The organism is Paenarthrobacter ilicis (genome assembly GCF_016907545.1).
In the GTDB taxonomy this organism is placed as follows: domain Bacteria; phylum Actinomycetota; class Actinomycetes; order Actinomycetales; family Micrococcaceae; genus Arthrobacter; species Arthrobacter ilicis.
The window spans coordinates 1,194,065-1,208,332 of the sequence record NZ_JAFBCD010000001.1 but is presented as its reverse complement, the minus strand read 5'-3'; the positions used below and the strand labels follow the sequence as shown (position 1 = coordinate 1,208,332).

Genomic DNA, 14,268 nt, shown 5'->3' with positions numbered 1-14,268 from the left:
TCCATGGAGTTTTTCCTGCAGACCCCGGCGTGGGCCGCCGTCCAGCGTTCCTTGGGGCGCCGCGTCCATGAACAGTCCGGGCCCGGCTGGAGCTTCCTGGCCATTGAGGAAAAGAACCCGGCCGGCAAGGTGCTCTACGCACCTTACGGTCCGGTAGCGGCTACCGTGGAGGCGTTCGACGCCGCCACCGCGGCGTTGGTGGCTCTTGCCAAGGAGAATGGTGCGGTCTTCGTCCGCATGGAGCCCGCCTCCGCGGGTTTCACAGCGTCCGACGCCGGTCCCCTCCTCCGCGCCCGCGGCCTCCGCCCGGCGCCGGTCAACCAGCAGCCGGAGCTGAGCTGGATTGTGGATCTTGAGGGCGACTTCAAGGACGTGTTGGCCGAAATGAAGCCCACCAACCGGAACCTGTACAGGAACATCCACAAAAAGGGCGTCACGTTCCGGGCTTCGCAGGACCCCGCCGACATTTCAGTGCTCCTGCATTTCCTGCACCTGACAGCTGCCCGCAACGGGTTCAAGCCACAGAGCGACGAATACCTCACACAGGTGGCGGCGTCCCTGCTGCCTGCGGGCGCAGGATCGCTGTTTATCGCCGAGCTGGAGGGCCAGCCCATTGCTGCGGCCTTCGCTTACGACTCAGCGGACACCCGCGTGTACGCCCACGCCGCTTTGGATGACACCCACCGCAAGCTCAGTGCGGGGATCCCCTTGTTGGTCACGTTGATGGCCGATGCCAAGGAGAAGGGCCTCAAGCACGTGGACTTGTGGGGCGTGGCACCTGAGGACCAGCCGGACCACAAGTGGGCAGGCTTCACGGCGTTCAAAAAGTCGTTCGGCGGCCGCGAGGTCTCCTACCCGGGCACCTGGGACCTCCCGGTGAACAAACTCCGCTACGGCGCCTACCAACTGGCGAGAAAAGTCCGCGACAAGCTCCGCTAGGCCCTTCACAGCGATCCCGCGTGCCGCCACCACCCACTTTGAGCCGGCCAACGCCCCGACACGCCGTGGATCACGGCGTGTCGGCAGGGTTCCAAAGCCAAAGTGGGTGGTGACGGAACAAGGCCCCAGACAGCGAAAAAGCGCCCTATCGCGTCAGCGGCATCAAATCGACGAGGTACGAGGAGATAGCCGCAGAGCGATGGGGCGCTTTTTTGCGCCTTGGCGCGTTGGGTGAAGGGATTATGCCTTGCGGGCGTAGGTCTCCCACTTGGACGCGTGGTGTTCGGCATCCACGAAGCGCACGGTCCCGGACTTGGAACGCATCACGATGGACTGCGTCAGGACGCGGTCCTTCTGGTAGCGCACGCCGTGCAGGAGGTCACCGTCGGTGATGCCGGTTGCGGCGAAGTAGCAGTTGTCGGAGGTGACGAGGTCGTTGGTGGACAGGACGCGGTCGAGGTCGTGTCCGGCGTCGATGGCCTTCTGCTTCTCTTCGTCCGACGTCGGCCACAGACGGCCCTGGATGACGCCGCCCAGCGACTTGATGGCACAGGCGGCGACGATGCCTTCCGGCGTTCCGCCGATACCCATGAGGGCGTCCACACCGGTCCCGGAACGGGCTGCAGCGATGGCACCGGCGACGTCGCCGTCCATGATGAACTTGGTGCGCGCACCGGCTTCGCGGATTTCCTCCACGAGCGGACGGTGGCGGTCACGGTCCAGGATCATGACGTTGAGCTGGTTGACCTTGACACCCTTGGCTTTGGCGATCAGGTGCAGGTTCTGCTTGACGGGCAGGCGGAGGTCAACCATGTCGGCGGCTTCCGGGCCGGTGACCAGCTTCTCCATGTAGAACACGGCGGAGGGGTCGAACATGGAGCCGCGCTCGGCCACTGCCAGGACAGCGAGGGCGTTGTTGATGCCCAGTGCCGTGAGGCGCGTTCCATCGATCGGATCCACGGCAACATCGCACTCGGGACCGGTGCCGTCGCCAACCTGTTCGCCGTTGAACAGCATGGGGGCTTCGTCTTTTTCGCCTTCACCGATGACCACGACGCCATTGAAGTGGACGGTGTGAAGGAACGAACGCATGGCATCGACTGCTGCGCCGTCTGCCTTGTTCTTGTCGCCGAACCCTACCCAGTGGCCACCGGCAATTGCTGCGGCCTCGGTAACGCGGACGAGTTCAAGCGCCAGGTTCCGGTCGGGTTCGTCGATGCCGACTGCAAGGGACGGCGAAATCGTGGAATACTGCTGGGTCATTGGTGCAGGAGACACTTGAACCTCTTCTTCGAGTGACGATTCACGGAACCGGGCAGGGATGCAAAGAGCACCCCGGGGTTCCTCTACCAACGATCATAGTCGCCGCATCCCGTTCGAGTCGTTGAATGACCACCAAGCTTCCAGCGGACGGTGAGGCTCCCGGTTGTGCGTTCACTGCGTGGATAAGGGATCATGGTGGGGTGAGTGAAACGCAGGACAAGCCCGCTGCCGGCGACCAACAGGACGCCTCCGGAGCTACCCCCACCAGTGCACCCGATGCCCCCTTCAAGCCCGTCATTGCTGCGAAAGCGGCGAAGCGGGCCAATGCCTCGGTGATCGGCATGGTCATTGCGCTGGCGGTGTGTGTCCTGGCCTTCCTCCCTATTGTGCTGATGAATCCGGCGCCCAAGGGCGAAGACTTCCGTCCGCAGATCGACGTCGCTTCAATTGCCAAGAACGCCACAGGTGTGGCGGGATTCACACCGGTCACGCCGGATACGGGCGACACATTCAAACCCAACTATGCCCGGTGGGAATCCGGCACCGGGAGCGGGGTACCCACGTGGGAAGTGGGATTCCTGACCCCCAAAGAGGCTTTCATCGGGCTGACGCAAACCAACCAGGCCAACCCCACGTGGGTCCTCCAGCAGACCGGAAATCTTCCTGTCACGGGAACCCGCAATGCCGGAGGCCAGGAATGGGAACTGCGTGATTCCGGCAAAGAGCAGCGGAGCATGGTGCTGAACTACCGCGGAACCACCATCATCCTGACGGGCACGGCTGGCGTGGAGGAGTTCGCAACCCTCGCCGCCGCCGTCGTGAAGTCCGCAGACCAGGGCGCCTCCGCGTCTCCGGCAGCGACGCCCGCAAGCTGAGCGCCGCTCCGCGCCAGCCACGAATACTGTCCGTTAAGAACGCGACATAGTTTCACCGCACCAAGGATCGGCGTCGTAAAGTAAGGCTCGTGCCTACTAACCTGACTCCAGCCCTGGCGTGGGAACGCCTCCGTGAGGGCAACGAACGTTTTGTTTCCGGCGAATCGCGCCATCCCAACCAGGATGCGTCCCGCCGATCGTCGCTCCTTGAGGGCCAGAATCCCTTCGCGGTGATCTTTGGCTGCGCGGATTCACGCCTGGCGGCTGAAATCATTTTCGACCTCGGCCTGGGCGACGCTTTTGTGGTCCGCACGGCCGGGCAGGTGATTGACGACGCCGTCCTGGGTTCGCTTGAGTACAGCATCAGCGAACTCCAGGTCCCCCTGATCGCCATCCTTGGCCACGACAGTTGCGGCGCAGTGACGGCCACCAAGGCTGCAGTGGAAACAGGTGACATGCCGCCGGGCTTCATCCGTGACCTCGTTGAGCGCATCACCCCCTCGGTTCTTACGGCCAAGCGCAATGGCCAGGAGGACGTCAATGACATGGTGGTGGAGCACGTCAAGCAGACGGCTGAACGCCTGGCGGACAGCTCGCGTGTGATTTCGGACGCCATTGACGAAGGCCGCGTGGCTGTCATTGGCCTCTCCTACAAGCTCGGCGAGGGCCAGGCGGCCCTTGTTTCCGCGATCGGCGAGGTTTAGTACCGCGTGCTCCGGTCCCCGGGCCGGAGCACGTAGCACTGGCTCCCGGGTTTCCAGTGGGACCCGGAATCGCCATAAGCTAGGCCCATGACTTCCACCACTGAGTTCCGTATTGAACATGACACGATGGGCGAAGTTCGCGTCCCCGTGAACGCCCTGTACCGCGCCCAGACGCAGCGAGCCGTGGAGAACTTTCCCATCTCCGGAAAAACGCTTGAGCGCACCCACATTGAAGCCCTTGCCCGCGTCAAGAAGGCCGCAGCCCTGGCGAATGCCGAACTGGGGGTGCTCGATGGTGAGCTCGCCGAGGCAATCGCCGCAGCTGCCGACGAGGTAGCAACCGGTAAGTACGACGGCGACTTCCCGATTGACGTCTTCCAGACCGGCTCCGGCACTTCCTCCAACATGAACACCAACGAGGTCATCGCCGAGCTCGCATCCCGCGCCCTCGCAACTGCCGGGAGCGACAAAGTTGTCCACCCGAACGATCACGTGAACGCATCGCAGTCCTCCAACGATGTCTTCCCCACCTCCGTCCACGTGGCAGCCACCTCGGCCCTGATCAACGATCTGATCCCGGCTTTGGAGTACTTGGCAGCTTCCCTGGACCGCAAGGCCGTGGAATTCAAGGACGTCGTCAAGTCAGGCCGTACCCACCTCATGGATGCCACGCCCGTGATGTTGGGCCAGGAATTCGGTGGCTACGCCGCGCAGGTCCGCTACGGCATTGAGCGCATCAACGCCGCACTCCCCCGCGTTGCCGAAGTTCCCCTGGGCGGCACCGCCGTAGGCACGGGCATCAACACCCCGGCCGGCTTCCCGGAGCGCGTGATTGAACTCCTTGCCGCCGACACCGGGCTGCCCTTGACGGAGGCCCGCGACCACTTCGAAGCGCAGGCAAACCGCGACGGCCTCATCGAGGGCTCAAGCCAGCTCCGTAACATCGCGATCTCCTTCATGAAGATCAACAACGACCTCCGCTGGATGGGTTCGGGCCCCAACACGGGTCTTGGCGAGATCGCCATCCCCGACCTCCAGCCGGGCTCCTCCATCATGCCGGGCAAGGTCAACCCGGTCATCTGCGAATCGTCCATCATGGCCTGCGCACAGGTGATCGGCAACGACACCACCATCGCGTGGTCCGGCACCAACGGCGCCTTTGAGCTCAACGTCGGCATCCCCGTCATGGCCGCCAACCTGCTCGAGTCCATCCGCCTGCTGGCGAACACCAGCCGTGTCATGGCCGACAAGATGATCGACGGCATCACCGCCAACGTTGAGCGCGCACGCTTCCTGGCTGAAGCTTCGCCGTCCATCGTGACCCCGCTGAACAAGTACATCGGGTACGAGAATGCGGCAAAGATCGCCAAGATCGCCGTCAAGGAAGGCCTGACCATCCGCCAGGCCACCGAGAAGCTTGGCTTCGTCGGCGACGGCGAAGGCCAGGTTTCCGAGGCTGACCTCGACAAGGCCTTGGACGTCACCACCATGACGGCCCCGGCCCACAAGGCCTAGCCCTTAGGTTCAATACCTGAAGCACGACGACGGCCGGTACCTTCCGCACGGAAAGTACCGGCCGTCGTCGTCCCCGGACGTTTTACCTGTGTGGGAGATGACACACGCAAAAGATTGCACTCTTGAATCAATAGTGCAAAACTTTACTTTGTGAGCAATAGTGCAAATATCGACGGCGGCCTCCGCGAGCGCAAGCGGGCTGCCACGCGGACGGCGATCACCGCCGTCGCGCGTTCCATGACCGCTGAGCATGGGCTCAACGGCTTCACGGTTGAGGAAGTCTGCGAAGCGGCGGGAATTTCGCGCCGGACCTTCTTCAACTACTTCCATTCCAAGGAAGACGCTGTGATCGGCTCGTTTTCCGACGAGTTGCCCGCGGATGCGCTGGAGGAATTCAACCAGAACCCCTCCCGCACGCCGGACAGCATTTCCGGAACACTCCTTGCTGCCCTGCATGTCCTCACGGTCACCCTGATGGAGCGTTCTTCCATCAGCCGCACCGAGGTGCGGCAGTTCATTGCAGCCGTTACGGCCGAACCCCAGCTCCTGGCGCGGCTCACGCTTGAAGGTGAGGCCCGCGAGCGCCAGTTCGCAGCGCTGGTTGCCGCCCGCGAAGGGCTGGACCCTGGGCATCCCGAGGTCATGACCGCCACCGCCATGTTCGGGGCTGTCTCGAAGAAGACGGCACAGCAGTTCTTCTCAGAGGACAACACCCGCTCCTACCGCGGAATTCTGGAGCAGAACCTCAACGCCGCACGCAAACTCTTTGCCCAGCCCCTGGCCACGAGCCACCAACTGGGACCCAACCCCCTTGAAACCTCGAAGGACCCCGCATGAGCACATTATCCAAAGCGGCAGAGCCACTGCTGCTGACCCAGAAACGCATCTGGATCATCTTCTCCGCGCTGATCGCCGGCATGCTCTTGTCCAGCCTGGACCAGACAATCGTCTCCACGGCCATGCCCACCATCGTGGGCAAGCTGGGAGGCGTGGAGCACCAGGCCTGGATCACCACCGCCTACTTGCTGGCAACCACCATCGTGATGCCCATTTACGGCAAGTTCGGTGACATCCTTGGCCGGCGCAACCTCTTCCTGGTGGCCATCGCCCTCTTCACCCTTGCGTCCGTGGGCTGCGCATTCGCCACGGATTTCTGGGGCTTCGTGATCTTCCGTGCCATCCAGGGCCTGGGCGGCGGTGGCTTGATGATCCTCAGCCAGGCCATCATTGCTGACATTGTTCCCGCCAAGGAACGCGGCAAGTACATGGGACCGCTGGGGGCCATCTTCGGTCTCTCCGCAGTAGCCGGCCCCCTCCTGGGTGGCTTCTTCGTGGATCACCTCACGTGGGAATGGGCCTTCTACATCAACATCCCCATTGGCATCGCGGCCTTCATCACCGCCTGGTTCACCCTGACGTTGCCCAACAAGAAGGCCGAAAAGAAGATCGACATCCTCGGTGTCCTGTTCCTTTCGGCCGCCACCACCTGCCTGATCTTCTTCACCGACTTTGGCGGCAAGAAGGATGAAGGCTGGGATTCCCCACTGACCTGGGCGTTCGGCGCCGGCATGGTCCTGGCTGCGGTTCTCTTTGTGATGACCGAACGGCGCGCAGAGGACCCCATCATTCCCCTGAGCCTGTTCAAGAACCCCATCTTCATCAACGCAACGGCCATCGGTTTCACCCTGGGCCTGGGCATGTTCGCAGCAATCGCCTTCGTGCCCACCTTCCTGCAGATGTCCTCGGGAACCTCCGCTGCCGAGTCCGGGCTGCTCATGCTGCCCATGATGGTTGGCCTGATGGGCACCTCGATCTACTCCGGTATCCGCATTTCCAAGACCGGCAAGTACAAGATGTTCCCCATCCTGGGTGCGTCACTGACCATCGCGGCCATGCTGTGGCTGACCACCCTGACGGCAGCCACGCCCATCTGGGTAATCTGCGTACAGCTCTTCATCTTCGGTGCGGGCCTTGGCCTGATCATGCAGGTCATTGTCCTGGTGGTTCAGAACTCGGTGCCGGCTGACCAGATCGGTACCGCAACCAGTACCAATAACTACTTCCGTGAAGTGGGCGCTTCGTTGGGTGTTGCTGTTTTCGGAGCCATCTTCACCAACCGGCTGGCAGAGTCCCTGACCAGCGCTTTCACGGGCGCCGGTGCGTCCGCCGAACAGGCGTCCCAGTCCACCAGCACCCTTGATCCGCAGGCGTTGGCGCAGATGCCGGAGCAATTGCGGGATGCGATCGTCAATGCCTACGCGAACTCGCTGGCCCCGGTGTTCTGGTACCTCGTGCCGTTCATCGCCATCGCATTGATCCTGGCCATTACGCTCAAGCAGATCCCGCTCTCCGACACCGCCGGCATGGTGGCACGTGGTGAGGCTGTGGGCGGCGAGGAAGCTGTCCGACTCGAAGCGGAGCGGCTTGAAGCTGCGCGGATTGACGCTGACGGCCTGGAGACCGATCGACCCGAAGCTGACAGGCTTGCCGGCTCGGAGCGTTAGCCTAATCCTCCGTTTGGTACGCCACGGGGCCTTCGGGCTCCGTGGCGAGCCTGATGGCTTCCACATGGCCTTGGCTCATGTCGGGAAGCTCATCCAACGCGAACCAGCCGACGTCCAGGGATTCGTCGTCATTCACCCGCGCTTCTCCGGACACGTACCTGCACCTGAAGGTGATGTCCAGGAAGTCGCACACATCACCGTTGGGGAACGTCACCGGGCCAACAACGCCGACGCCGATAATCCGCTCCGTTTCGGCCACCACCCCTGTTTCCTCGAAGATCTCGCGCACAAGCCCGGGGGCAGGATGCTCCCCCGGCTCCAGCATGCCCGTGATGAGGGCCCAGTGCCCGTTGTCCGCCCGCTGGCCCAGCAGCACCCGGCCGTCGTCGTCGAAGACCACTCCGCGCACCGCCGGAAGCCACAAGGGATCGCTGCCGATCTTTTCCCGAAGCCTGAGCACAAATTCCGGTGCACCCATGGTGTCTTCCGCCCCCTCAAGATTCAGTACCCACGGCCGAAGCCCTGAACACAGGCTAGTCTCACGCAGGCAGCAGCACCATGGCCGCGCCGGCTCCGATCAGCATGAAGGGGCCAAAGGGAATCGCCGTTCGCAGGGTGCCCCGGCCAAGGGCAAGGATTCCCACGCTCCACACCCCACCCAGCAGGAACGCCGCGAACGTGCCGGCCAGGACATGGGGCCAGCCAAGACAACCCAGATACATTCCGAGCACACCGGCCAGCTTCACGTCGCCGAACCCCATTCCCGGTGGATGGATGAGGTGCAGCACAAAGTAGGCGAGCCACAGCCCGACGCCCCCGGCCGGGATGCCCAGCCCGGGCACCCCGGCCCACGCCGCACCGAGCGCCGGGTCTGCGCCGGACATGGCTGCGGCCACTGCAGCAGAGATCAGCAGCACGCCGGCCACAACGTAGGAGGGCAACACGATGCGGTTGGGCAGCAAGTGGCTCCGGAGGTCAATGACGGACAGCCTGACCGCCATCACCACGTAGTACAAGCAAGCAGCGCTGAGCAGCCAAAAGGCCACGGGGGCTGCAGTCCAGAGCCCGGATAGTCGTTGAATCACTTACGGATGCTATCCAGCCCTGCCCACGGCGCAGGGCCTGTCCGGGGCGATCTCCTGTGGATAAGGGGCCATTGGGTGCGGACTGCCGCGGCTGCGACTTGTCCTCCACATCTGTGACTCGCACGCCATGACGGCAGCCGCTAAGCTACCGCGATGACCTCTTTGGCAGAATTCTGGCCCCCGTTCGGACTCACTCTCAGTACCCCCAGGCTGACGCTCCGGGCCATCCTGGATGAGGACATTCCCGCTGCGGTGGAGGCGGCCCGTTCCGGGATCCACCCGCCCGGCAAGAGCCCATTCAGCAGGCCGTGGGCCGAGATGCCCGCGGAAAAGCTGGCCCCCAACATGGCCCAGTGGTACTGGCGTTGCCGTGGCAACTTCACGCCGGAGGAATGGACCCTCCTCCTGGCAGTGTGGCATGAGGACGAATTCCTGGGAGTCCAGGACATTGCAGCCAAGAACTTCGCTGCCCTCAAAACAGTAGGTACCGGATCCTGGCTCAAGCAGTCCGCGCAGGGGCGGGGGTTCGGCAAGGAGATGCGTGCCGCCGTCGTAAGTTTTGCTTTCGACTACCTGGACGCCGAGGTGGCCGAATCGGAGGCTGCCGTGTGGAACTCCCAGTCCCTGGGGGTCTCCGCCAGCCTCGGCTACCAGCCCAACGGCATCGTCCGCGACGGCTGGGGGGACACCGTCCAGGAAGTCCAGAAGGTCCGCCTGACGCCCGCCACGTTCAAACGCCCCGACTGGACCCTCACAGTCCAAGGCCACCGGGAACTGAAGTCCTACCTGGGACTGCGAGGGCCCGTGACGGGTCCAGTCAGGGACTAGATCTCGGCGCCCTCCAGCAACTCGGTCACCAGGGCCGCAATGGGAGAACGCTCTGAACGGGTCAGGGTGATGTGCCCAAACAACGGGTGACCTTTGAGTGTCTCCACCACGGCCGCAATACCGTCGTGCCGGCCAACGCGGAGGTTGTCGCGCTGGGCGACATCGTGGGTAAGGACAATCTTGGAGTTCTGTCCGATGCGGCTCATGACCGTCAGGAGCACGTTCTTTTCCAAGGACTGGGCTTCGTCCACGATCACGAAAGCATCATGGAGCGATCGTCCGCGGATGTGGGTGAGCGGGAGGACTTCCAGCATTCCCCGGTCCATGACTTCCTCCACGACTTCCTGGCTCACCAGCGCTCCCAGGGTGTCGAACACGGCCTGTGCCCACGGGTTCATTTTTTCGGATTCGGATCCCGGCAAGTAACCGAGCTCCTGGCCGCCCACTGCGTAGAGCGGCCGGAACACCACAACTTTGCGGTGCTCACGGCGTTCCAGGACTGCTTCCAGACCGGCGCACAGGGCCAGCGCGGACTTGCCGGTGCCGGCCCGGCCTCCGATGGACACAATGCCCACCGCAGGGTCCATGAGCATGTCGATGGCCAGCCGTTGTTCGGCGGACCGACCGTGGAGGCCAAAGACGTCCCGGTCTCCCTTGACCAAACGGACCTGCTTATCCGAGCCGACGCGGCCCAACGCGGAGCCCCGGTTGGAAAGCAGCACCAAGCCTGTATTGACCGGCATTTCCGCTGCCGACGGGATGAACACAGGCTCGTGCCCGTACAGCGTGGTGATTTCCTCGTCGCTGGCCTCCACCTCAGCCAGGCCGGTCCAGCCAGAGTCCTTGACGAGTTCATTGCGGTACTCGTCAGCCTGCAGGCCCATGGCAGAGGCTTTGACCCGCATGGGGAGGTCCTTGGAAACCACCGTGACGTCGTTGCCCTCATTGGAAAGATTCTTGGCGACAGCCAGGATGCGGCTGTCATTGTCCCCGCCACGGAACCCGGCAGGCAGGACGTCCGGGGAAATGTGGTTCATTTCCACCCTGAGCCTCCCTCCTTCGGTCCCAAGGGGAATGGAGTGGTCCAGGCCTCCGTGTTCGATCCTGAGGTCATCCAGGAGCCTCAGGGCCTTTCGTGCGAAGTAGCCCAGCTCGGGATCATGGCGCTTGCCTTCAAGTTCGCTGATGACCACGATGGGGACAATCACCTCGTGCTCGGCAAACCGCAACAAGGCGTGGGGGTCGGAGAGTAGAACAGACGTATCGATCACGTAGCTGCGGCCAGTGGCGGATGTATCGGTCCGCTCGTGGCGGGTGACCCCTTTGGTGCGAGAGGTAGCTGCACTTTCCCCGTCGGAAACCATTGCGGGCAGTTGCTCAGAAATAGCCACATCGACTCCAGCCCCGGGCAGATCGCCCGGCCTAATGGTGAAGCGGCTCGGCCGGAAGGCCGGGCGTGGCCTCCCATATAACTGGTGCGAAATTTCGCTCCATGTATTGGCCTCCCCGATCAGCGGGCGGTTTTGCCTGCTGATGGGATTAACGTAATCCCTGACACATTCATTTCCTGAATCCCCGCCCGGCAAGTCGCGGGTTGGAACATTAATTCCAGGTGAACCGGCGGGGAGTCAGGCGCCAAAGCGGCGGTTGCGTCCCGCGTAATCCCTGAGCGCCCGCAGGAAATCAACCTTGCGGAACGCCGGCCACAAGGCCTCGCAGAAATAAAACTCACTGTAGGCGCTTTGCCACATCAGGAATCCGGACAGCCGCTGCTCCCCCGAGGTACGGATCACGAGGTCGGGATCGGGCTGGCCCCTCGTGTAAAGGAACCGTGAAATGTCGTCCACCGAAAGTTCATCTGCAACTTCGGTCATGCTGCGTCCCTTGGCGGCCGCATCATGCAGGAGCTCACGCACGGCGTCGACTATTTCGCGGCGTCCGCCGTATCCCACCGCAACATTCACGTGGATCTTTTCATGCACTGGCGTACGCGAGGTGAGCTTGTTGAGACGCTCGGCAAGGTAGTCAGGGAGGAGTTCGGGGGCACCCATGGCGTGCACCGAGACGTCTTCGTCCTCGTCCAGCCGGTCCATGGTGTTGGCGATGATTCCCATGAGGAGATCCAGTTCCTCACCGGAACGGTTCATGTTGTCCGTGGAAAGCATGTACAGAGTCACAACTTCCACGCCCAGTTCCTGGCACCAGCCAAGGAACTCGTGGATCTTGTCCGCCCCTGCTTGATGTCCTTGGCTGGTGGGGGCGTTGAACTGCCGCGCCCATCTCCGGTTTCCATCCACCATGACGCCGATGTGGCGTGGGATCTGGTCCTGGGGCAATGTCCGCAGGAGCTTGCGCTCATAGAAGCCGTAGAGGAAACCGGGCAGCTCCACCGGACTCTCACCTGACTTCCTTGCTTGTACGACGAACCACATCCAAGGCTACCTGCCTCAACCGCCGCGGCAGTGCAGTCGCAGTATTGAATTCATCAACCAAAGAGCTACCAGCCGGTAACTTACCGAACCGTAAGTTATTCTTTAACCATGGCAGAGCTCCTTGAAACAAAGCCCCGCTGGCGCGGATGGATCCACGCGGTTGCCGCGCCGTTCGCACTCGCAGCAGGCATTGTCCTGGTCACGGTCGCACCCACCCCGGACCGGAAAATCACATCGGCCATCTACGCCCTCACCGGGTTCCTGCTGTTCGGCGTCAGCGCTGTCTACCATCGCGGAAACTGGTCCCCCGCAGTCCGGATGGTCCTCAAGCGCCTGGACCACACCAACATCATGTTGGTCATCGCCGGGAGCTACACGCCCCTCGCATGGTCACTCCTTCCACGCCCCCAGGCCACCACGCTGCTCTGGCTGGTGTGGTCGGGCGCCATAGCAGGCGTGCTTTTCAGGATTCTGTGGACGCATGCCCCGCGCTGGCTCTACGTGCCGGTGTACATCGCCTTGGGCTGCGGCGCACTGTTCTACCTGCCGCAATTCTTCGCCGCCAACGCTGCCGCCGCCATCCTTATCTGCGTCGGAGGCGCCTTGTACATCGCGGGAGCGGTCTTCTATGCGCTGAAAAAGCCCAACTTCAGCCCCACCCATTTTGGGTTCCACGAACTCTTCCATGCCTTCACCGTCTTCGCGTTCGCGGCACACTTCGTCGCGATCATGATGGCGGTACTCAGCTAAAGGGCTCGCCGCCCAGGCAGCAGCCGGCCAGCGTCAGCGGGCAGCCGACATCAGCGCGGTGAGGGACCGGCGTCGTTGGTGTCCTCTGCTGCGGAGTCCGCATCCGCACCGGAGGCCTGGTCCGCTGTTCCGCCTTCTTCCGCAGCCAAACGTGCTTCCTCAACCTGCGCCCGGTACCGGACGCGCCGGATCCTGCGAACCATGTCCACAATCAGGAACGTCGTGAGGATCACGATAAAGGCTGTGAGGACGAATCCCCAGGTACCCGGCGTCACCTGGTCCTCGGAGAGGCCGGGCCGCAACGTTCCCGTGGGATCTGGCGTCGGAGTCACGGACAGGGCAAGTAGCAAGTGATGCACGTTCAAACCTTCTATGGGAGCTGACGCATTCCGCTGTGCAGGGCTGAGCCTGACTGCAGGGTGGCCGGACTGTTTCTACGAGCGATAGAAACCTTCGGAGCCTCTATCTTATCCCCGCGAAGAGATCCGTTTCCGGCAGCTCGGATTGCACCCGTGAATGGATCAGGCTGTAGTCCTCCCACGGCCATGCGGAACGCTGCAGCTCGGGCGTTACAGCGAAGAAGAAGCCCAGCGGATCAATCTGGGTCCGGTGGGCACGCAGCGCATCATCCCTGGCCTCAAAGAACCGGCCGCAATCCACCTGCGTGGTGGTCTCGTGGGCAGGCGCCGGGGGCGTATGGCCTTCAGCATCTGCTTCCAACCAGGCAGCAAGGCGCTCGGCGTAGGGCGACTGCAGGCCGGCTTCCTCCAGGGCGAAGTGCAGGGCCCGGAAACGTTCCGGGCTGAAGGCGCGGTCGTAGTACAACTTGCTCGGAGCCCAGGGCTCCCCCAGCCCGGGATAGCGCTCAGGATCCCCTGCGGCCTCATAGGCCTCTACCGCCACCTTGTGGGACATGATGTGGTCCGGGTGCGGGTAACCGCCGTTTTCGTCGTAGCTGAGGATGACGTGCGGTTTGAAGGAACGGACCAGCCGGACCAGCGGGGCGGTGGCGCGCTCCAATGGCTGCAGGGCAAAGCACCCCGGCGGCAAAGGCGGAAGGGGATCGCCCTCCGGAAGGCCGGAATCCACGAATCCGAGCCAATGCTGCTTGATTCCCAGCACGGCTGCTGCATTGGCCATCTCCAGCCGGCGGGCTCCAGCCATATCCCGCTTGGGGTGCGGGGCATCCTCCATGGCAGGGTTTTGGATGTCTCCGCGGGAACCGTCCGTGCAGGTAGCCACCATGACGTCCACGCCTGCGGCCGCGTACATCGCCATGGTTGCTGCGCCCTTGCTGGACTCATCATCCGGGTGGGCGTGAACGGCGAGCAACCTCAGTTGCTGCCCGGAACTGCTGGACGCTGTCACGTGAC

Annotated in this window: 15 protein-coding genes; 8 read left to right on the top strand and 7 right to left on the bottom strand. The window is 63.1% G+C overall.

The features are described from left to right. Positions 1-3 precede the first annotated feature (3 nt). Complete coding sequence (locus tag JOE60_RS05660) at positions 4-939, top strand: lipid II:glycine glycyltransferase FemX (protein ID WP_167264663.1); 936 nt, start codon at positions 4-6, stop codon at positions 937-939. 240 nt (positions 940-1,179) lie between these two features. Here the strand turns inward: JOE60_RS05660 and glpX are convergent, their stop codons facing one another. Continuing rightward, positions 1,180-2,202, bottom strand: coding sequence for a class II fructose-bisphosphatase (gene glpX, locus JOE60_RS05655; RefSeq protein WP_204814986.1), 1,023 nt, complete (start codon positions 2,200-2,202; stop codon positions 1,180-1,182). Between the two features lie 200 nt (positions 2,203-2,402). On the opposite strand from glpX, the gene JOE60_RS05650 reads away from it, so the two are divergent. From JOE60_RS05650 to JOE60_RS05630, 5 genes are all read left to right on the top strand, one after another. After that, the gene (locus JOE60_RS05650; RefSeq protein ID WP_338112526.1) at positions 2,403-3,077 is read left to right on the top strand and encodes a DUF4245 domain-containing protein; all 675 of its coding nucleotides are present in this window, start codon (positions 2,403-2,405) and stop codon (positions 3,075-3,077) included. Positions 3,078-3,166: 89 nt separating this feature from the next. Next, a complete protein-coding gene (locus JOE60_RS05645) occupies positions 3,167-3,781 on the top strand; it encodes a carbonic anhydrase (RefSeq protein ID WP_167264660.1) in 615 nt (204 codons plus the stop codon). A gap of 87 nt (positions 3,782-3,868) precedes the next feature. Beyond that, positions 3,869-5,296, top strand: a complete 1,428-nt coding sequence (locus JOE60_RS05640; RefSeq protein WP_167264659.1) for a class II fumarate hydratase — start codon at positions 3,869-3,871, stop codon at positions 5,294-5,296. A 150-nt stretch (positions 5,297-5,446) separates the two neighbouring features. Further along, the gene (locus JOE60_RS05635; RefSeq protein WP_167264658.1) at positions 5,447-6,133 is read left to right on the top strand and encodes a TetR/AcrR family transcriptional regulator; all 687 of its coding nucleotides are present in this window, start codon (positions 5,447-5,449) and stop codon (positions 6,131-6,133) included. After that, positions 6,130-7,800 carry an MDR family MFS transporter gene (locus tag JOE60_RS05630; protein WP_167264657.1) on the top strand — a complete coding sequence of 557 codons (1,671 nt, stop codon included), beginning with the start codon at positions 6,130-6,132 and terminating at the stop codon, positions 7,798-7,800. The genes JOE60_RS05635 and JOE60_RS05630 overlap by 4 nt, the downstream gene beginning before the upstream one ends. A 1-nt stretch (position 7,801) precedes the next feature. Here JOE60_RS05630 and JOE60_RS05625 read toward each other — a convergent pair whose 3' ends face one another. Both JOE60_RS05625 and JOE60_RS05620 read right to left on the bottom strand, forming a co-directional pair. Beyond that, positions 7,802-8,278: an NUDIX hydrolase gene (locus JOE60_RS05625; protein WP_167264656.1), complete on the bottom strand. Its 477-nt coding sequence runs from the start codon at positions 8,276-8,278 to the stop codon at positions 7,802-7,804. A 61-nt stretch (positions 8,279-8,339) separates the two neighbouring features. Then, positions 8,340-8,885: a prepilin peptidase gene (locus JOE60_RS05620; RefSeq protein ID WP_167264655.1), complete on the bottom strand. Its 546-nt coding sequence runs from the start codon at positions 8,883-8,885 to the stop codon at positions 8,340-8,342. Positions 8,886-9,038: 153 nt separating this feature from the next. On the opposite strand from JOE60_RS05620, the gene JOE60_RS05615 reads away from it, so the two are divergent. After that, on the top strand, positions 9,039-9,713 hold the full coding sequence (locus JOE60_RS05615; protein WP_167264654.1) for a GNAT family N-acetyltransferase: 675 nt from the start codon (positions 9,039-9,041) through the stop codon (positions 9,711-9,713). On the opposite strand, the gene JOE60_RS05610 is transcribed toward JOE60_RS05615, so the two are convergent. After that, complete coding sequence (locus JOE60_RS05610) at positions 9,710-11,104, bottom strand: PhoH family protein (RefSeq protein WP_418789469.1); 1,395 nt, start codon at positions 11,102-11,104, stop codon at positions 9,710-9,712. The two genes, JOE60_RS05615 and JOE60_RS05610, sit on opposite strands and share 4 nt — an antisense overlap. Before the next feature lie 237 nt (positions 11,105-11,341). Continuing rightward, positions 11,342-12,103 (bottom strand): isoprenyl transferase, encoded by a 762-nt coding sequence (locus JOE60_RS05605; protein ID WP_167264956.1) that lies wholly within the window; start codon positions 12,101-12,103, stop codon positions 11,342-11,344. A 150-nt stretch (positions 12,104-12,253) separates the two neighbouring features. Between JOE60_RS05605 and trhA the strand changes: the two genes are divergently transcribed. Beyond that, positions 12,254-12,895, top strand: a complete 642-nt coding sequence (gene trhA / locus JOE60_RS05600; protein WP_167264652.1) for a PAQR family membrane homeostasis protein TrhA — start codon at positions 12,254-12,256, stop codon at positions 12,893-12,895. Positions 12,896-12,945: 50 nt separating this feature from the next. On the opposite strand, the gene JOE60_RS05595 is transcribed toward trhA, so the two are convergent. Next, a complete protein-coding gene (locus JOE60_RS05595) occupies positions 12,946-13,254 on the bottom strand; it encodes a hypothetical protein (protein ID WP_167264651.1) in 309 nt (102 codons plus the stop codon). Between the two features lie 103 nt (positions 13,255-13,357). After that, the gene (gene mca, locus JOE60_RS05590; RefSeq protein WP_167264650.1) at positions 13,358-14,263 is read right to left on the bottom strand and encodes a mycothiol conjugate amidase Mca; all 906 of its coding nucleotides are present in this window, start codon (positions 14,261-14,263) and stop codon (positions 13,358-13,360) included. Between the last annotated feature and the right edge of the window lie 5 nt (positions 14,264-14,268).